This window comes from Archangium gephyra (assembly GCF_049060025.1).
In the GTDB taxonomy this organism is placed as follows: Bacteria; Myxococcota; Myxococcia; order Myxococcales; family Myxococcaceae; genus Archangium; species Archangium gephyra_A.
Genome location: NZ_JBMEQQ010000002.1, coordinates 1,275,162 through 1,292,828 on the forward strand (window position 1 = coordinate 1,275,162; position 17,667 = coordinate 1,292,828).

12 protein-coding genes and 2 pseudogenes are annotated in these 17,667 nt (G+C 69.9%); 4 read left to right on the top strand and 10 right to left on the bottom strand.

Annotated elements, in window-relative coordinates; translation table 11 throughout:
- Nucleotides 1-19: 19 nt before the first annotated feature.
- Genes ACN28I_RS05730 through ACN28I_RS05740 form a run of 3 tightly spaced genes read right to left on the bottom strand, consistent with a single transcriptional unit; the run spans nucleotide 20 to nucleotide 2,218 of the window.
- Nucleotides 20-796 carry an SDR family NAD(P)-dependent oxidoreductase gene (locus ACN28I_RS05730; RefSeq protein WP_420941114.1) on the bottom strand — a complete coding sequence of 259 codons (777 nt, stop codon included), beginning with the start codon at nucleotides 794-796 and terminating at the stop codon, nucleotides 20-22.
- Complete coding sequence (locus tag ACN28I_RS05735) at nucleotides 796-1,467, bottom strand: SDR family oxidoreductase (RefSeq protein ID WP_420941115.1); 672 nt, start codon at nucleotides 1,465-1,467, stop codon at nucleotides 796-798. The genes ACN28I_RS05730 and ACN28I_RS05735 overlap by 1 nt, the downstream gene beginning before the upstream one ends.
- 28 nt (nucleotides 1,468-1,495) lie before the next feature.
- The gene (locus ACN28I_RS05740) at nucleotides 1,496-2,218 is read right to left on the bottom strand and encodes a Coq4 family protein (protein WP_420941116.1); all 723 of its coding nucleotides are present in this window, start codon (nucleotides 2,216-2,218) and stop codon (nucleotides 1,496-1,498) included.
- A 216-nt stretch (nucleotides 2,219-2,434) separates the two neighbouring features.
- On the opposite strand from ACN28I_RS05740, the gene ACN28I_RS05745 reads away from it, so the two are divergent.
- Nucleotides 2,435-4,765 carry an ExeM/NucH family extracellular endonuclease gene (locus ACN28I_RS05745; protein WP_420941117.1) on the top strand — a complete coding sequence of 777 codons (2,331 nt, stop codon included), beginning with the start codon at nucleotides 2,435-2,437 and terminating at the stop codon, nucleotides 4,763-4,765.
- Nucleotides 4,766-4,816: 51 nt separating this feature from the next.
- Here the strand turns inward: ACN28I_RS05745 and ACN28I_RS05750 are convergent, their stop codons facing one another.
- From ACN28I_RS05750 to ACN28I_RS05765, 4 genes are all read right to left on the bottom strand, one after another.
- A complete protein-coding gene (locus ACN28I_RS05750; RefSeq protein ID WP_420941118.1) occupies nucleotides 4,817-6,556 on the bottom strand; it encodes a bifunctional metallophosphatase/5'-nucleotidase in 1,740 nt (579 codons plus the stop codon).
- A gap of 42 nt (nucleotides 6,557-6,598) precedes the next feature.
- Nucleotides 6,599-7,156: a GNAT family N-acetyltransferase gene (locus ACN28I_RS05755; protein ID WP_420941119.1), complete on the bottom strand. Its 558-nt coding sequence runs from the start codon at nucleotides 7,154-7,156 to the stop codon at nucleotides 6,599-6,601.
- A 97-nt stretch (nucleotides 7,157-7,253) separates the two neighbouring features.
- Nucleotides 7,254-8,147 (bottom strand): DUF2381 family protein, encoded by an 894-nt coding sequence (locus ACN28I_RS05760; RefSeq protein WP_420941120.1) that lies wholly within the window; start codon nucleotides 8,145-8,147, stop codon nucleotides 7,254-7,256.
- A 3-nt stretch (nucleotides 8,148-8,150) separates the two neighbouring features.
- Nucleotides 8,151-9,830 carry a serine/threonine protein kinase gene (locus ACN28I_RS05765; RefSeq protein ID WP_420941121.1) on the bottom strand — a complete coding sequence of 560 codons (1,680 nt, stop codon included), beginning with the start codon at nucleotides 9,828-9,830 and terminating at the stop codon, nucleotides 8,151-8,153.
- 224 nt (nucleotides 9,831-10,054) lie between these two features.
- Here ACN28I_RS05765 and ACN28I_RS05770 point away from each other — a divergent pair.
- Nucleotides 10,055-10,240 (top strand): annotated as a pseudogene (locus tag ACN28I_RS05770) (YybH family protein); the annotation flags it as partial.
- Nucleotides 10,241-10,283: 43 nt separating this feature from the next.
- Entirely contained in the window at nucleotides 10,284-10,451 is a 168-nt protein-coding gene (locus ACN28I_RS05775) for a hypothetical protein (RefSeq protein WP_420948872.1), read from the top strand.
- Between the two features lie 15 nt (nucleotides 10,452-10,466).
- On the opposite strand, the gene ACN28I_RS05780 is transcribed toward ACN28I_RS05775, so the two are convergent.
- The 3 genes and pseudogenes from ACN28I_RS05780 to ACN28I_RS05790 form a co-directional block, all read right to left on the bottom strand.
- Nucleotides 10,467-13,238: an Ig-like domain-containing protein gene (locus ACN28I_RS05780; RefSeq protein WP_420941122.1), complete on the bottom strand. Its 2,772-nt coding sequence runs from the start codon at nucleotides 13,236-13,238 to the stop codon at nucleotides 10,467-10,469.
- Nucleotides 13,219-16,545: an Ig-like domain-containing protein gene (locus ACN28I_RS05785; protein ID WP_420941123.1), complete on the bottom strand. Its 3,327-nt coding sequence runs from the start codon at nucleotides 16,543-16,545 to the stop codon at nucleotides 13,219-13,221. The genes ACN28I_RS05780 and ACN28I_RS05785 overlap by 20 nt, the downstream gene beginning before the upstream one ends.
- Before the next feature lie 31 nt (nucleotides 16,546-16,576).
- Nucleotides 16,577-16,900: pseudogene (locus ACN28I_RS05790) on the bottom strand (protease inhibitor I9 family protein); the annotation flags it as partial.
- Between the two features lie 145 nt (nucleotides 16,901-17,045).
- Here ACN28I_RS05790 and msrA point away from each other — a divergent pair.
- Nucleotides 17,046-17,666 (top strand): peptide-methionine (S)-S-oxide reductase MsrA, encoded by a 621-nt coding sequence (gene msrA, locus ACN28I_RS05795; protein WP_420941124.1) that lies wholly within the window; start codon nucleotides 17,046-17,048, stop codon nucleotides 17,664-17,666.
- Nucleotide 17,667 lies beyond the last annotated feature (1 nt).

Consider the following 17,667-nt stretch of genomic DNA (forward strand, 5'->3'; position numbering starts at 1 on the left):
TGGCCGGGACGCCGCGGTCTCAGAACGAGGGCAGGTCGTTGCCCAGGTGCGCCGACAGGCCGCCGTCCATCACCAGCGCGCTGCCGTTGATGTAGCCGCCGTGGGGCCCGGCGAGGAAGGCCACCAGCCGGGCCACCTCTTCGGCGGTTCCGAACCGGCCGGTGGGGATCCTCCGCAGCAGCTCCTTCCTCACCCCGGGGTCCGCTTTCGCCAGCATCTCCGTGTCGATGTAGCCAGGGCAGACGGCGTTGCAGGTGATGCCGTAGGCGCCCCATTCCGCGGCGAGCGTCTTGGAGTAACCGACGAGCGCGTGCTTGGTGGCCGAATAGGTGGAGGAGAGCGCCCCGCCAAAGAGGCCCTGGATGGAGGAGATGTTCACGATCCTCCCGTACCCGCCCGCCTTCATGCGGGGGAGCGCCCACCGGCACAGGTAGTAGACGCCATCCACGTTCACGCGGAACAGGGTGTCCCACTCCTGCTTGGAGACCTCGTCCGCGCGATGGAAGGGGCCGCCATACCCCGCGTTGTTCACGAGGACGCCGGGGACTCCCAGGCTCGTCTCGATACGGGCGAGCGTGGCGTCCACCGCGGCCTCATCCGCGACATCGCAGATGAAGGACCGCGCCCGGGCCCCGGTGGCGGTCAGCTTCTGCTCCACGCTGGACAGGGCCTGCGCGTCACGGCCCAGCAGGGCCACCTGGAAACCGTTCTCCGCGAGCACTTCCGCGATCGCCGCGCCGATACCGCGGCTGGCCCCGGTGACGAGCGCGAGCTTCGCCTCTACCTGCGTTCCCATCAGAGCACCCCCTTCGGGGGAAGGAGCCGGAGCTCATCGACCCGGACGTTCAAGGGCTTGCAGGCGATCTCCCAGATGCTCGTGGCCACGTCCTCCACGGACAGCATGTCGGCCGGGCTGAACTCCGGGCGCGTCTTCCAGAAGGACGTGTAGACGGCTCCCAGGGAAATGAGCGTGGCCCGGATGGAGTAGGGCTGGCCTTCTTCGTTCAGGACGCCCGTCAGGGCGCGGACCCCGTGCTTGGACGCGGCGTATGAGCCGTTCATGGGCAGGGTGAGGTGATCGCTGATGGAGCCGATGTGGATGAGCCTCCCGCCGCCCCGCGTCTTCATCCGGTTGAACGCTTCACGCGAACAGATGAAGGCTCCCGTCAGGTTCACCTCGAGCGTCCTGCGCCAATCCTGAACCGAGGTGTCCGCGATGGACGTGAAGACCCCGACTCCCGCGCAGTTGACCAGCACGGAGATGGGTCCCACCTCCTTTTCCGCCCGCTCGAACAGCGACGCCACGGAGGCCTCATCCGTGATGTCGACCCGCATCTCGTCCGCCGTCTCCTGCCTCACGTCATTCGAGGCACACACGGCGCGCAGGCCCTCGGCCCGCAGTTTGTGGAGGACCGCCTTGCCGATCTCACCGGTCCCACCGATGACGATCACATTCCGAACGCTCATGACGGGAGTGTAGGCCGGATGGAGGCGCTCACGCCGCCCGGATTGCGGTCGTGAAGAACGGGAGGGCCGTGAAGCCGCCGCAGGAATTCTCTCCGCCGCGTCCCAGGTGCCCGGGGGCCCGCGCGGCGATGCCGAGCCGCTGCCTCAGCTCCTCCAGCGGCACTTCCCACAGGGTCTCGAGGCGCTCGCCCAACAGGGCCGTGGCGGCGGCCCCCCGCTCGAAGTCCTCCGCCTGGATGTGGCCCGAGTAGATGTCGCGCAGGTGCTTGTACCGATCGTGCCGGATGTCCGGGTGCACCGCCGCCTCGGCCAGGAAGGTGGCGAGCGCCACCGGGGCCATGCCGAACACGAACGACTGGATGGCGATCTCGTCCGCGTCCGATGTCTCGTAGGCGCCCAGCACGTGGAGGAAGTCGTGGCTCTTGTTGAGCCGGTGGACGGCGTACTGCGTGGGGGTCACGTCCGCGCCGAGCCGCGACTGGATGGGAAAGAAGTCGGCGGACAGGCGGTAGTGCTCCATGTACCCAGCGTAAGCGTGTCCGAACGAGCCCACGGGCAGCGCCGCGAGCGTCTCCGGCTCCGGAAGCGGAGGATCCCAGCGCTCGGCATGGAGCCGCCGGAAGCCCGGCACCGAGAGCAGGGCGGCATCGCTGGCGGCCTGGAGCCCGGTGGTGCGGAGCAGGGGAATGGCCTCACCCAGCGTGGCCCCCCGTTGCATCAGGCCGCGCGCGAGCTCGTTGGGTCCAGACATTGGATCTCCAACGATAGTTCGTCCCGGGTGGGCCGTAAACCGCGTGCTCACGGGTCGCTTCCCGGTGCGGACGTAGGCAGCCGGCTTCCCTTGCTCGGTACGTCCGCGCCCCAGGTCTCACCCTCGGGGGCAGTCCGAGCTTCCTGTAGTGCGCATCTCCTGCACGGGTACACCGGGTGCACTCCTGCGCGGATCTCCAGTTCGCGCGAGGTGGGCATGGCACGGCAGTACAGGGCAGGAGGGCGGTGGGTGGTGGCGGTGGCCGCGTTGGTGGCGTTGACTCACTGCGGCACCCGCATGGACGAGGAGGGGCTGGAGCGCTCCTCCGGACGGGTGGAGGGCATGGGTGACTGCCCGGGCGGCGTCCCCCTCACGCGCATCGCGGCCATCCAGGGCTCCGGTGCCTCCAGTCCCCTCGCGGGGCGCACCGTCACCACCGAGGGTGTCGTCACCGGGGACTTCCAGGGCGCGGAGCTGCAGAACGGCTTCTTCATCCAGGATGAACAGGGAGACGGCAACCCCGCCACCAGCGAGGGCCTCTTCGTCTTCATCCCCCGCGGCAACGTGCTGTCGGGCATCGACGTGAAGCCGGGCGACCGCGTCCGCGTGAGCGGCAGGGTCACCGAGTTCCGCACCGGCGCGGGAACCCTCACCGAGCTCGACACCGTCACCGCGCTCGGCATCTGCTCCGGGGGCGTTGTGCTCCCGCCCACCTCCGTGGCGCTGCCGGTGCGCGCCGTGACGGACCTCGAGGCCTACGAGGGCATGCTCGTCACCTTCGGCCAGGAGCTCACCGTCACGGAGACATTCGGCCTCGGCCGCTTCGGCGAGCTCCTCCTCTCCAGTGGCGGGCGCCTCTTCAACCCCACCAACGGCCAGGGCACCACCGCCGAGGAGAACGCCCGGCGGCGCATCCTCCTGGATGATGGCAGCTCGCGGCAGAACCCCGCGCCCATTCCCTTCCTGTCCTCGGCGGGCCCGGACGGCACCCGCCGCGTGGGGGACACCGTGCGCGGCCTGACCGGCGTGCTCACCTACGGCTTCGGCGAGTACCGCGTCTTTCCCACCGTGGCGCCGGCCTTCGTCCACAGCAACCCGCGCACCGCCGCGCCCGCGCCGATCGCCGGAGGACTGAAGGTCGCGAGCTTCAACGTCCTCAACTACTTCACGACGCTCGGCTCGCGGGGCGCCGACTCGCCCCTGGAGTTCGCGCGCCAGAAGGCGAAGATCGTCGCCGCGTTGAAGGCCCTCGACGCGGACATCGTCGGCCTCATCGAGGTGGAGAACAACGGCACGGTGGCCCTCCAGGATCTGGTGGATGCGCTCAACGCCGCCTACGGCGGTTCCGTGTATGCCGCCGTGCCCCCGCCGCTCACCGGCACCGGGGGTGATGCCATCCAGGTCGCCTTCATCTACAAGCCGTTGTCGGCCGGGCTCGCCGGTCCGTCCCTCAGCTTCCCAGACCCCGTCTTCGATCGCTATCCGGTCGCGCAGACCTTCCGCGTGGACCGCGGTGAGGGCCAGGCGGGCTCGGACTTCACCGTGGTCATCAACCACTTCAAGTCCAAGGGCTCCTGTCCCACCAGCGGGGACGTGGACCGCGGCCAGGGGTGCTGGAATCTCAAGCGCACCGAGCAGGCCCGCCTGCTGCTCCAGTTCATCGGCGAGCTGCAGGCACGCTCGAACGACGCGGATGTGCTCGTCATCGGCGACCTGAACGCCTACGCCGGGGAGGATCCGGTGCGGACCCTCGTGGCGGGCGGGTTGGAGCACCTGAGCCTGCGCATCCCGGCTCCCACGCGGTACAGCTACGTCTTCGAGGGCCAGTCGGGTGAGCTCGACCACGCGCTGGCCACGCCGAGCCTCGCCGAGCAGGTGCGCGGCATCACCGTCTGGCACATCAACGCGGACGAGCCCCCGGTGCTGGACTACAACACCGAGTTCAAGACCGATGACCGCTACACGCCCACGCCGTTCCGCTCGAGCGATCATGATCCGCTCCTCATTGGACTGGACCTGGACGCCGTGTGCCGGGTGGAGCCGGGAGCGCCCACGCTGGAGCTCGACGGCGGCCGGGCGCTGACACTGGAGTGCGGGGTGGAGCCCTGGCTGGATCCCGGTGCCCGGGCGGTGGACGCCTGTGGCCCGCTGGAGGTGCACACGTACAACTCGGGCCATGACGCGTACGGGCCGGGCCCCAACTGGCGCGCCGAGGGCCACTACGGGGTGCAGTACATCGCCTGGACCTCGGCGGGGCACACGGTGGACGCGGTGCGCTCGGTGCGCGTGGCGGACCGGACGCCTCCCGTGTTGAAGCTCCTGGGAGACGTGCGGATGACGCACACGTGCGGCAGCGGCTGGGTGGATCCCGGCGTGGAGGCGTGGGACGCGTGTTACGGCAACGTCGCGCCCACGGTGACGAGGACGGGGTACGTGAACGGCTGGGCGCCGGGCGTGTACACCGTGCGCTACGACGTGAGGGACAGCGCGGGCAACCCCGCGCCGCCCGTGACGCGCACCGTGGAAGTCATCCACTGTCCCTGGTGACGCATCGGAATGCACCTCTCCCGCGGCCCGGGACCGCGGGAGAGGGGGGCCTCACGGGAGCCGGGTGATGCGGCCCAGCGCGGGCACGGTCAACGGATTGTTGGCGCGCGTGTAGGCATCGAGCGAGTCGAGATCGATCACGCCCGTGAGCGGATCCTTGCCCTCGGTCAGCACCGCGAGGCCATCACCGCCGGCCGCCATGAAGTTGTTCACCGTCACCCGGTAGTTCGCCGCCGGATCGATGGTCGTGCCATGGAGGGTGATGGACGCCGGGTCCACCTTGTCTCCCGCCGGTCCCGACGCCTTCCAGGTGAAGGCGAAGCCCTGCGACACCTGGAGGATGGAGGTGCCCGCGGGCTGGAACTGCTGCTCCAGCAGCGTCTCGATCTGCGCGCCGGTGAGCGTCAGCGTCACCAGGTTGTTGGCGAAGGGCTGGACCGTGAAGACCTCTCCGTAGGTGATGTCCCCGGCGTTGACGTCCGCGCGGACACCGCCCGGGTTCTGCATGGCGATGACGGCCCCACCGCGCTCGGGAGCGCTCGTGGCCGCGAGCATCCCGTCCGCGACGACGTTGCCGAGCGTGGACTCTCCCGTGGCGCCCGCGGGGAGCGGCCGCACCGGGGCCTTCAGCTCCGCCGGGGTGTTGCCGATGACCCTGTCCCGGAGGGGCGCCGCCCTGCTGATGGTCTGCTTCACGAACGCGTCCACGTCGGCGTGGGTCCCGGTGTCACGCGTGACGATCACGTTGCGCGCCGTCACCTCCACCACGTCATGCGAGACGGGATCCAACACCATGTCGATGTCGGTCACGAGGCGCCCGTAGCTGGCCGCGCTGGTGACGCGCTTGCCGTCGATGACGCAGTTGTACGCCAGGTGCGTGTGGCCGGAGGCGACCACGTCCACCTCGTCATCCAGGCGCTCGACGATGTCCTTGATGGGGCCGGAGATGCCGGGGCAGCCATTGTAGTCCGTCGCCGGGACGATGCCGCCCTCGTGGATGACCACCACGATGGCCTCCACGCCCTGCGCCTTCAGCTCCGGGATGAGCGCATTGACCGTGTCCGCCTCGTCCTGGAAGGTGAGCCCGGCCACGCCCGTCGGCGTGACGATGAGCGGGGTCCCCTCCAGCGTCATGCCGATGAAGGCGACCTTCGCCCCCTGGAACTCGCGGATGTCGTAGGCAGGCAGGAGCGTCTTCCGGGTGGCCACGTCGGTGAACACGTTGGCCGAGAGGAACTTGAACTTCGCGCCGGTGAAGGACGCGCTCGCCTGGCACCCATCCACCGGGTGGCAGCCGCCGTTCTGCATGCGCAGCAGCTCGGTGGCGCCCTCGTCGAACTCGTGGTTGCCCACGGAGTTGAGGTCCAGCCCCATCATGTTCATCACTTCGATGGTGGGCTCGTCGTGGAAGATGCCGGAGACCAGCGGCGAGGCGCCGATCAGGTCTCCCGCGGACACCACCACCGTGTGCTCGGGGTTCTCCTCCCGCAGCTTCTGGAGGTGGTGGGCCAGGTAGGCCGCGCCGCCCGCGTTCACGTTCACGGTGCCGCCATCCCCGTTGGGTGCCGCGATGCGGCCGTTGCTGCCCGAGGGCTCCTCCAGGTTGCCGTGGAAGTCGTTGAAGGCCAGCACCTGGACGTGGATCGGCTCGGGGTTGGGCGGGGGCGGGGGCTGGGGATCGTCGCAGCCGGGATGGACGAGGAGCAGGGCGCCCGTGGCGAGGACACCGAGGACCGTGAAGGGGCGGAGACGCCGCCATGCGTTCGAAGCAGGGGAGTGGGAGTCGTTCATGTGTGGGGGGGTTGGTGATGCGGGAAGCGGGGAATCACCCGATCAGGGGGTGGAGGCTTTCTGGCGGCGGGCCCGCCAGGTGTCGCGGTCCTGGCCCCAGAGCTCCACCGGGGTGGTGTCATAGGGCGGCGGCAGTTTCCCGGGGCCCAACAGGCGCGAGCCCAGACGGATGGCGACCTGCTGGGACGCGGTGTTGTCCGGAGCGATGGAGTGGATGATGTCGGTCCAGCCGAGGTGATCGACGGCCCAGTCCATGGTCGCCGCGGTCGCCTCGGTGGCGTAGCCGCGTCCCCAATACTCGCGCAGCAGGGCCCAGCCGATCTCCGTGCCCGGCCACCCCTCGGGCTTCCAGGGACCGACGCGCCCCACCCAGCGGCCCGTGGCCTTTTCGATCACGGAGAACATGGAGAAGCCTTGCAGCACCCAGGAGCCCGCCATGGCGCTCATGGCCCGCCATGCCATCGAGCGAGGCTGCACGCCGCCGATGAAGCGCGCGGACTCCGGGTCGCCAATGAGGGTCGCGAAGCCATCCAGGTCCTCCAACGCCGTGGGGCGCAGGAGGAGGCGCGGGGTTTCGAGGGTCGGTCCAGGAGCAATCACCTTCGGCCTCCGGGGGGGGAAGGGGCCGCGTCTTACCACGCTTCCCCCGTGGGAGCGCATCCCCGCCGGGGCCTTCGTTGTTCTTCGGAGCCGCGCTCTACGGGAACGTCACCTTGGGGATGGTGAGACTGCGACCATCCGCCCCCCACAGGCGAAGCGTCATCTCTCCGCACGCCGCATCAGGAGCCGCAGTTGCCTCGATGAACACCTTCAGGGACCGGTTGGGCAGGATGCTCTCTGCCTGCCCGACGCGCACCCCCTCCAACACCTCGCCGGTTGCGCTCACCAGGGATGCCCCTTCCGCGCGCCAGGGCTCCGAGCCTGAGTTGTGTACCGCCACCTCCACCGCCACGCTGTTCAGGGATCGGTAGGTGACTGTTCTCGAGAAGGAGAGGGCGTCGCCCAATTGCTGCTCACCCAGCCCCAGTTTGAGCTCCCGCGCGGGGATGCCATTGTCTCCAAGCGCTCCAGCGAGAAGCAGGCCCCGGAGTCCACCAGACCGCGCGAGTTGCATTCGCAGGTGCTGGACCTGCTCGCGCAGCCGCTGATTCGTCGCGCGCTCCTGGGCATTCTCCCGCAGCAGGGCCTCCCGGGGGCGCTGGTCGCGGTATACCTCCACCTGCCGGGTTGCACGCCCGGGATGGGCCACCACCAGGGGGAAGGTGACGCTCTGCTGGGAAGGGCCGTCTCCCCAGCGAGCTGTGAGGCGGAGACGCTCCCCAGGAGCCATGTCCGGAGGCGGCAAGAGGCTGAAGCCGGAGCGGCCGCGCATCACCTCCGCGAAGCGCACCTCGTCCTGGAGCTCCACGACGGCGGGCACGTCGAAGGTGAAGCCCGTCATGAGCCCAGGGCTGACGCACACCTCCTGAGAGGCAGCGGGGGGCGCGGACAGCTCGATGCGCTGGATCTCCTCACAGGGGCCAGAGCGCGGCGCCTCGCTGCCTTGGAGGAGCACCAACGCCCACAGGGCGGAAGGGGGTGTTGGGAGCATTCTCTACTCGAAGCGCTCGACGGCTTTAACGCTGATGGCGGGGTAGACGAGTGCCCGGGTGGCGGTGCTACCCGGCTCAACGGCTCTGCCTCGCCCCTGCTCACCCACCCTCATCACTTCCAGGCAGACGGGGATTGTCTCTCCGCTGGGAAGATGGGCGGCGGTGAAGCGGCCATAGACACGTCCCTGTGACAGGAAGAGCCGCCCGGAAAAGGTGGTCCAATCCGGGAGTTTCCCCCACGGAGTGATGATCTCGGCGCGCACCTCTTCCCCGTGGCGCACAGGCACATTCCAGAGGCCCTGGCGGATGTGCCCGAGGTGTATGCCGTGAACGCCCCGGTAAGGGATCCCGTAGCGCTTGTGCGCGGCCAGGGCTCCAGGCGGGCAGTCCTCCGGAGGGGGCAGGGGGCGCTGCTGCGGACCGCCGACGCAGCCGGGCGTGCCGGCCACACAGCCGGCGGCAACCAGGGTGCGAATCGTCTTGGACGTCTTCATCGAGGGCTCCTCGCTCTTCGTCGCGGTGGCGACGGGCGCTGGGGTGGGTGACGGCTGAGGTCCCGCGCCGGGCCCACCTTCTCCTGTCGTGGCCGGTTCCTCGACAACTCGGCCGGAACTGTCCTGGTGCGTCGCGGGGGAGGGGGACGACGCCGTGCGTGGGGTGTCCCCGTGCGGCACCACCAGGAGGGCCGCGCCGAAGGCGAGCCCTACCGCCCACCACCGTCCGGGGAGCCGGCGTCCGGGCACCGCCGGGGCGGAAGTGGAAGGGCACTCGGAGGTGCCGCCCGCGGGGAAGAGCGGTGTGCGCCAGTCGCTGTCCGCCTGGGTGCACAGCTCCACCAGATCCTCGGCGAGCGCCTTCGCATCCGGGTAGCGGTCCTCGGGCTCCTTCTCCAGCAGGGCCGTGCACACCTCGCTCAGCGCCAGGGGCACGCGCGGGTTGAGCTCATGGGGCGGCGGCGGCGTCTCCTCGAGGATGGCGCGGTTGAGGCTCGGGTTGCTCCTGTCTCCGAAGGGCAGCTCGCGCGTGAGGAGCCAGTACAGCACGACGCCCAGCGCCCACAGGTCATCCCCCGGCGCGAAGGGATAGGGCTCTCCCTCCCACTGCCGAGCGAAGCGCAACGCCTCGGGGCTGCGGTACTCCGCGGTGCCCGGCGGCAGCCGCAGGGTCAGCCGGAGCGCTCCTTCCTTGAGGCCCGCGGCGCCAAAGTCCACCAGCACCGGCTGCCCGTCCGCCTCGCGCATGACGATGTTGGCTTCCTTGATGTCCCGGTGCACCACGCCCGAGGCATGCACGTCCGCCAGGGTGAGCGCGAAGGGCAACAACACCCGCATCACCAACTGGAGCGCGGAGGGATTCTCCCGGGCCGCCCATGCGTCGAGTGTGAGGCCCTCGACGAGCTCCAGGGCCAGAACGAGGAAGCGCGGCTCGTCCTCTGGCCAGAATCCATACCCGTGGAAGGCCACCACGTTGGGGTGCCGCACCAGGCGCAGCGCGGCTGCCTCCCGGTCACCCCGCGGGGAGAGACGCACCAGCTTGAGGGCGTAGGGCCGGCCGCTCCGCCTCGCCCGGTACACGGTGCCGAAGCCGCCGAAGGCGATCGTTCCCTCGAGGGTGAAGCCGGCCACCTCCGTGCCGGGGGGGAGCGCAGGCGCCGCCCCCCATCCGCCGCTGTCGTCGAGCATCCCTCGCGTCCCTCCGGGCGGCGGAAGCTACCAGGGAGGGGGCCGGGGGCCCCGAACGTGACGGGTTGGCCAGGTGGGGGGTGAACAAGGAGCCTCCTCCGGCACCGGCATCCCGCCCCGCTGCGGAGACCCCATGGGTGAACGTCTGCTCACGCCTATACCATGTTTTCCTGGTTGACCGGTTAGGGTGGGTTCCTCCCGTTTCCTTGCCAGGAGCATGGTGCATGAGTGAGCAGAACGTGGCGCAGCGCGCGGCAGCGGTGGTGGAGAAGTCCCAGCGGGCGCTGGCGAGCGGGGATGTGGAGGGCTACGTGTCCTGCTTCACCCCGGACGCCTTCCTGAGCGACCCGCTCGCCCCCTCCATGGTGGGGCACGAGGCGATCCGCCAGGGCGTCCAGAAGCTCGTGGGGCTCTTCTCGAAGATCGAGCTTCCAGGAGCTGAAGCTCTTCCCCGTGGGCCGCACCGTCGCCTTCCTGGCCCGGGTCCACTTCGTCACCCACCACGGCCGCGAGGCCACCCTGGAGTCCGTCGACGTGTTCGAGCTCAATGAGGACTTCCGGATCTTCAAGGGGAACGCCTACTACGACGTCGCCCCCATGCTGAAGCTGCTCCAGGAGTAAGCTAGCGCGCGCGGGTCAGTTCACCTTGACGGAAATAGGCGCGGAGGTGGTGACGTTGCCCGCCGCGTCATGGGCCTTCGCCGTGAGCGTGTGCGTCCCATTGGGTACGCTTCCCACGTTCCAGCTCACGCTGTAGGGGGCCGTGGTGTCGGTACCGATGACGGTGGCGCCGTCGTAGAACACCACCTGGGTGACGCCTACGTTGTCGCTGGCACTGGCCTGAAGGGTGGTGCTGAAGGTGAGGAAGGAGAACGAGGTCCCGTTGGCCGGAGAGGTGATGGCCACCGTGGGCGCGGTGTTGTCCACGGTGACCGTGCGGAGGGCGGTGGACACGGTGACGTTGCCCGCCAGGTCGTAGGCCTTCGTGGTGAGGGAGACGCTGCCATTGGCCAGGGTGGCCGTGTCCCAGTTCACCGAGTACGGCGCGGTGGTGGCCGTGCCGAGCAACGCCGGGCCCGCGTAGAACTCGACCCGCTGCACCCCCACGTTGTCGCTGGCGGTGGCACTGACCACGACGGTTCCCCGGACCTGGGCGTTGTGCGCCGGAGCGCTGACGGCCGTCACCGGGACGGTGTTGTCGACCGTCACCGGCACCCCGGCGGAGGTGCGCACATTGCCGGCGCTGTCGAACGCCTTCACCGTGAGCGTCTGGGCGCCGCTCGTCGTCACACCCGAGGTGTTCCAGAGCAGTGCGTAGGGCGCGGTGGTGGCCGTGCCGAGCAGCGTCGTGCCACTGTAGAACTCGACCTTCGTCACCCCTCGGGAATCGCTGGCGGTGGCTTCGAGCGTGACATGGCCCCGGAGGTACGTCCCCGGAGCGGGGGAGGTGAGCGCCGCGTCCGGCGCGGTGCTGTCGGTATTCACCGTGACCGCGGCCGAGGTTCCCATCCGGCCCACGTGATCGTAGGCCCTGGCGGTGAGCGAGTGGGCCCCGTCCGCCACGGTGGTGCTGTCCCAGCTCACCGCGTAGGGCGCGCTGGTGTCGGTGCCGAGCAGCGCCCCGTCCACGTAGAGTTCGACCCTCGCGACCCCGATGGAGTCGCTGGCGGTGATGCTGACCGGGACGAGTCCCCGGACCCAGGCGTTGTGTGCCGGAGCGCTGATGGCCGCCGCCGGCGGGTTGAGATCGACGGACACCGTCACCTCGGCGGAGGTGCGGACGTTACCGGCGAGGTCATGGGCCTTCACCGTGAGCGGATGGACCCCATTCGATGCCGTGGACCAGGTCATCGTGTAGGGCGCACTGGTGTCGGTGCCGAGCAGCGTCGTGCCCCGGTAGAACTCCACCTTGGAGACCGCCTGGTTGTCCGTGGCGGTGGCCTCGATCACGACGGAGCTGCTCGCGAAGTACGTCCCCGGCGCGGGAGAGGTGATCGCCGCGTCCGGCAGGGTGTTGTCGACGTTCACCGGGAGCGCGGGAGAGGTCCCCACCCGGCCTTCGGTGTCGTAGGCCCTGGCGGTGAGCGCGTGGGGCCCGTCCGCCACGGTGGTGCTGTCCCAGCTCAGCTCGTAGGGCACGCTGGTGTCGGTGCCGAGCAGCGTCCCGTCCGCGTAGAACTCGATCCGCGTCACCGGCGAGGCGCCGGCGGCCGTCACGCTCACCGGCACCACGCCCTTCACCCGCGCATCGTTGGAGGGCGAGGTGAGCTTCACCACCGGATCCGCCAGCACCGCGAAGGCCACGTCGTCATGGTCGTCGTAGAAGCCGCGGCTGCACGCCGAGCTGGAATCGCCGTTCATCCGGAACTGGGCGCGCACCGCCTGCAGGAAGCCCGCGGGCAGGACGTACTCCGCCGAGAGCACCTGAGCCGCGGCCGTGGGCTTCAGCGTCGTCAGGTACGTCCACGTGGGAAGGGTGGCATCGCCCGTGTAGAAGAGGTCGAGCGCGGCCGAGGCGACAGCATAGGTGCCGGTGTGGACCTCGATCCGGACGCGCTGCCCCGCCGTGAAGGGCCCCCCCTCGACGGTCGACAGCTTGATCCGGTTGATGAAATGCCCGCCGGATTCGGCCTCTCCGTCCCGACAGGTCCCGTTGAGCGTGTTGGGCAGGTTGGGCTCCAGGCCGCGCCGGCTCCTCACGAGGTTCGTGGTGTCGCAGACGTCGACCGGCGTGGCGCACGTGGGCACCCGGAGCGTGGCGTCGTACACGGCGCTGACGGGCTGGGCCGTGGTCACCGTGAGCCCGGCGCTCGTGGTCACCTTGTTCGTCGCGTCATAGGCCCGGGCGGTCAGGGTGTGGCTCCCGTCCGCCGTCGCGCCGCTGTCCCAGTCCACACCGAAGGGCGCCGTCGAGTCGCTCCCCACCAGAGCGCCGTCCAGCAGGAAGTCGACCCGGCTCACCCCGACGTCGTCCGTGGCGTCCGCCTGGAGGGAGAGCACGCCGCTCAGCGTGGCCCCGCCGGACGGGGAGGTGAGGGCCACGGCCGGGGCCGCGTTGTCCACCAACACGTTCACCGCGGCGGAGGTGGCGACGTTGCCCTGGGCGTCCGTGGCGCGCGCGGTCAGCGTGTGGCTCCCGCTCGCCACCGTCAGGGTGTTCCAGGAGAAGCTGTAGGGCCAGGAGGTGTCCGTCCCGAGCAGCGTGCCGTCCATGAGAAACTCGACCCTGGACACGGAGGAGGACGCATCGGTGGCGTCCGCCGAGAGCGTCACGGTCCCGCCGAGCGTCGCACCACTGGCGGGCGCGGTGAGCGAGACGGAGGGAGGCGTGGTCTCGGTCACGACGGTCACCACCACCTGGGGCGAGATCCCCACGTTCCCGGCCGCGTCATAGGCCCTGGCGGTCACGACGTACCGGCCGGTGGAGTAGAAATAGGCGTAGGAGATTCCGGAGGACGAGCCGGGGCTGGAGCTGTGCCGGCTGTTGCCGACGTAGAAGCTCGAGCTGGGTGACGCCCAGATTGTCCGTGGCGCTCGCGGAGAGCGGCACCTGCTGGTTCACGGTCACTCGCACGCCAGGCGCGGGAGAGGTGACGGAGGCCACGGGCGCGATGAAGTCGTTGTCCGTCGTCACCGTCACGGGCAGCGACGCCACCACGTTTCCGGCCACGTCTCGCGCACGGGCCATCAACGTGTGGCTCCCGTTCGCGACGCTCCGGGTGTTCCACATCACCCCGAACGGTTCCGCGGCATCCGTTCCGAGCAGGGTCTCCCCCTCGAAGAAGTCCACGGACGCCACGCCCAGATTGTCGCTCGCCGAGGCCGACACCGTGACGGTTCCGGTCAGCACCGCTCCCGGGGCGGGGGAGGTGAGCGCCGCCTCCGGTGGGACGGTGTCCGTCGCCGAGCCGGCCGGGAAGATCAGGTCGTCGCTATCGATCCACGTGTCCTCGGGCGTGCTCCCGCCGCAGGCGTTCCCCGCGGTGTTCGCCCCCGGGCCGTACCTCGCACGCACGGCCTGCAGGCCGCCAGCGGGCAGGACGTACTCCACCTGGAGCGTCTGCACGCCCACCTTCAGGGGCCTGACGGTGGCGATGGGGGTCCACGCGGGCAGCGTCGCATCCGCCGCGGAATACACCACCAGCCTGTCCACCGGCACCGAGTCCTTGTTGTCGGTGACGACGTCCACCTCGACCCGGACCCGCTTGCCCGCCGTCAGGGCCGTGCCGTCCGCCCCGAGCACCCGAAGACTCCGGATGTTCTCCACCAGGCCGGTGCGCGCGCCGTCGGGGCACCCATCCAGCGTGTTGGGCGCGTTCGGCTCGCTGTTCAGTCCCCGTCCCTTGACCAGTGTCCGCGCATCGCAGCGCTCCGCCACGGTGTCGCACCGGGGGGCTTTCAGGATCGGATCGTAGCGGGCGTTGCCCACGTTGCTCGTCTCGATCGTGAGGGGCACGCTCTCCGACGACTGGCCCGCCGCGTCATACGCCTTGACGCTCAGCGTATGGCTCCCGTTGAACACCGTCACCGAGTCCCAGCTGAATGCGAATGGTGCCGCCGTGTCGGCCTCAATGAGCGCGCCGTCCACGGAGAGCTCCACCCGCGTCACCTGCCGGTCGTCGCTCGCGGCCACTTCGATGGAGACCGTGCCGCTCACGGTGGCTCCGGGGGAGGGCGTGGTGATGACAGGCTGTGACGGTGGGGTGACGTCGTTGTCCACCACCACGTTCACCGTGCTCTGCGTGGCGTTGCCGGTCATGTCATGGGCCCGCGCCGTGAGGGTGTAGGGACCGTTGGGCAGCGTCCCCGCCGTCCAGGTCCACTCGTAGGGGGCCTGGGTGAGCGTCGTGAGCAGGGTGGAGCCCTCGTACAGCTCCACGCGCTGCACGGCGCGGTCGTCGCTCGCCTCCATCCTCACGGTGACGCTCCGGTTCACCGTGGCGCCCTCCACCGGCGAGGTGATGCTCACGGCCGGCGGCGTGGTGTCCGGCGACATGTCCACCGCGAAGACGAGGTCGTCATGGTCGACGGCGTAGCCGCTCATCGGCGCGCAGCCGTTGGAGAAGACAGCGCTCCTGTAGAACACGCCGCGCAGGGCCTGCGGCCCCCCCGACGCCGGCAGCACGTACCGGGCCGTGAGGATCTGGAGGCCCGGCTTGCTCGCCCACACGCTCGCGACCTGGATCCAGGTGGGGTTGCTCGCGTCGGCCGCGGCGAAGAGGGCCAGGCGCTCGAAGCCCAGGTAGGGGCTGAACTCCGCATGGACCGTGGCCTGGACCGTCACCTCTCCGCCGGCCCGGAAGGGGGTGCCATCGCTCGGGAAGATCAGGAGCCGCTCCAGCGAGGGATCATCGAGGTACGTCCCGCCCTGTCCGTCCGGGCAGAGGCCGCCCACGGTGTTGGGCTGGTGGGGCTCGGAGCCGGCCTCGGGGCCCGCGATCCCCCGGCCTTCCAGCAGCCGCCCCGAGTCGCACCTGCTGCCCACGGCCGCGCAGGTGGGCGTCCCCCACGCGGCATCGAACACCGCCTGCCCGGCGTTCTCGAGCGTCACCTCGATCAGGGGGCTCTCGGCGTGATTGGAGTGGGCGTCGAAGGCCCGGGCGGAGAGCACCAGCGGTCCATTGATCGTGGTGCGGCTGTCCCAGGCCAGCGCATAGGGCGCCGTGTCATCCGAGCCGATCACCCGGCCGCCGAGGAGGAACTCGACCCGGGCGATCGCCGATTCATCCGTCACGGTGGCGGTCAGGGTCACCGTGCCGCCCACCGTCGTGCCCGTGGAGGGGGAGGTGAGGGTGACCTGCGGTGGCGTCTGGTCCGCCCCATTGCCACCGGCGTACAGCAGCCGGTTCGGGGTATCGAAGGCGCTCGAATACAGCACCACCCCGGGCATCATGTCGGGCGTCGCTCGGGTGGTGAGCTCGGTGGAGACTTCGCCGGGCGTGGCCAGGGGGTGGCCCTCCAGGTAGAGCGCCGCCACGCCCGCCACGTGCGCGGCCGCCGTCGAGGTGCCCGTGAGCGTGGACGTGCTGCTGTCGCTGGTGCTCCAGGCCGAGGGGATGTCCACGCCCGGCGCGTAGAGGTCCAGGCAGCTATCGGAGTTGGAGAAGAGGTACCGGCCATCGGAGGCGTCGGAGGCCCCCACCGTCAGCGCGGCGGGAACCCGGCCAGGAGAGCGCTGGCACGCGGTGGATTGCTGGTCACCCGCCGCGACCGTGTAGACGACCCCGGCGTTGATGGAGCGGGTGACCGCCTCGTCCAGCGACGTCGTCGAGGAGGTGGACAGGCTGATGTTGGCCACCGCCGGCTTCACATGGTGGGCGGTGATCCAGTCGATGCCGGCGAGCAGGTTGGACACGCTGCCCGAGCCCAAGCAGTCCGTCACCCTCACGGAGTGCAGCGTCACCCCCTTGGCCACGCCATAGGTGGCTCCGCCGATCGTTCCCGCCACGTGCGTACCGTGGCCGTGGCAGTCGCCCGAGCCGTTGCCGTCCTGGACGGCGGTGAAGCCCGGGACCGCCCGCCCACCGAACTCGGAGTGGGTGACGCGGATGCCCGAGTCGAGGACGTAGACGTGCACTCCGCTGCCGGTGGCGTCGTAGGTGTACGTCCCATCCAGAGGCCGCTCCCGCTGATCGATGCGGTCGAGCCCCCAGGGCGCGTTCGCTTGCGTGCCCTGGAGGGAGAAGCTCGCTGTCCTCCTCCACGTAGCGCACACGCGGGTCGTTGCTCAGCCGCAGCGCGGCCGCCTCCGTCATCGTCGCGGAGAACCCCTGGAAGACGCGGGAGTAGACGTGCTTCACGGAGGCCCCGTGGAGCGCGGCGAGCTGCTTCGCCAGCGGCTCCCTCCGGGCCTTGTCCTGGGTCTTCTCGTCCCGTGCCACGGCCTGCCCGTCGAGGACGACGATGTAGCGGCCCGGCGTGGCCTTCTCCGTCTTCAGCAGCCGGCTTCCCGCGACGAAGGACTTCGGCATCTTCGCCGGGGCTTCCGCCTCGGCCATGCGGTCAGGGGTCGTGGGCTCGCACGAAGCGAGCACGAGTCCTGCTACGAGCAGTGTCACCAGGGTCCGCATGGTCCTCCCCCTCGGGGCTGAAATCCGCTTTCCCTATAATTGAACAAATACAGGGGAAATGGATCCGCTCCCGTGCGGAAACCTCACGAGGGGGTCCCGCGTATGTGCCAGGAGCGCCCACGCCGGGCGTCTGGAGTCCGAATCCATGTCATCCACCCGCCCTGTTGCTCTCCCCTTGTGGCCCATGGCCCTGGCCCTGCTCGTGGTGTCGAGCGCGTTCACCGAGGCGCGCGGCGCTCCGCCGGCGAGGCCGTCCGCCCCCACCGTCAAGGAGGCCCTGACGGAGACGGCCTACCTGGCCGGAGGGTGCTTCTGGGGAATGGAGGATCTGCTGCGCAAGATTCCGGGCGTCGTGGAGACGGAGGTCGGCTACACGGGCGGCCTCTTCTCCCGCCCCACCTATGGCGACGTGAGCACGGGGAAGACGGGGCACGCGGAGTCCGTGCGCGTCGTCTTCAACCCGAAGGTGCTGACGTACGAGAACCTGCTGGAGAAGTGGTTCTTCCGCATGCACGATCCGACGACGCTCAACCGGCAGGGCAATGACGTGGGCACGCAGTACCGCTCCGCCATCTTCTACCTCTCGGAGGAGCAGCGCCGGGTGGCCGAGGCGGTGAAGGCCCGGGTCGACAAGTCGGGCAAGTGGCCGCGCCCGACCGTCACCACCATCACCGCCGCGGGCGAGTTCACCCCGGCCGAGGGGTATCACCAGGACTACCTGGTGAAGAACCCCAACGGCTACACCTGCCACTACATGCGGGACTGAG

What these genes read in the sequence shown, in the direction of transcription:
- ACN28I_RS05735 (WP_420941115.1), bottom strand. Translation starts at nt 1,467, where the DNA reads ATGAGCGTTCGGAATGTGATCGTCATCGGTGGGACCGGTGAGATCGGC.
- ACN28I_RS05740 (WP_420941116.1), bottom strand. Translation starts at nt 2,218, where the DNA reads ATGTCTGGACCCAACGAGCTCGCGCGCGGCCTGATGCAACGGGGGGCC.
- ACN28I_RS05750 (WP_420941118.1), bottom strand. Translation starts at nt 6,556, where the DNA reads ATGAACGACTCCCACTCCCCTGCTTCGAACGCATGGCGGCGTCTCCGC.
- msrA (WP_420941124.1), top strand. Translation starts at nt 17,046, where the DNA reads ATGTCATCCACCCGCCCTGTTGCTCTCCCCTTGTGGCCCATGGCCCTG.
- ACN28I_RS05730 (WP_420941114.1), bottom strand. Translation starts at nt 796, where the DNA reads ATGGGAACGCAGGTAGAGGCGAAGCTCGCGCTCGTCACCGGGGCCAGC.
- ACN28I_RS05745 (WP_420941117.1), top strand. Translation starts at nt 2,435, where the DNA reads ATGGCACGGCAGTACAGGGCAGGAGGGCGGTGGGTGGTGGCGGTGGCC.
- ACN28I_RS05765 (WP_420941121.1), bottom strand. Translation starts at nt 9,830, where the DNA reads ATGCTCGACGACAGCGGCGGATGGGGGGCGGCGCCTGCGCTCCCCCCC.
- ACN28I_RS05760 (WP_420941120.1), bottom strand. Translation starts at nt 8,147, where the DNA reads ATGCTCCCAACACCCCCTTCCGCCCTGTGGGCGTTGGTGCTCCTCCAA.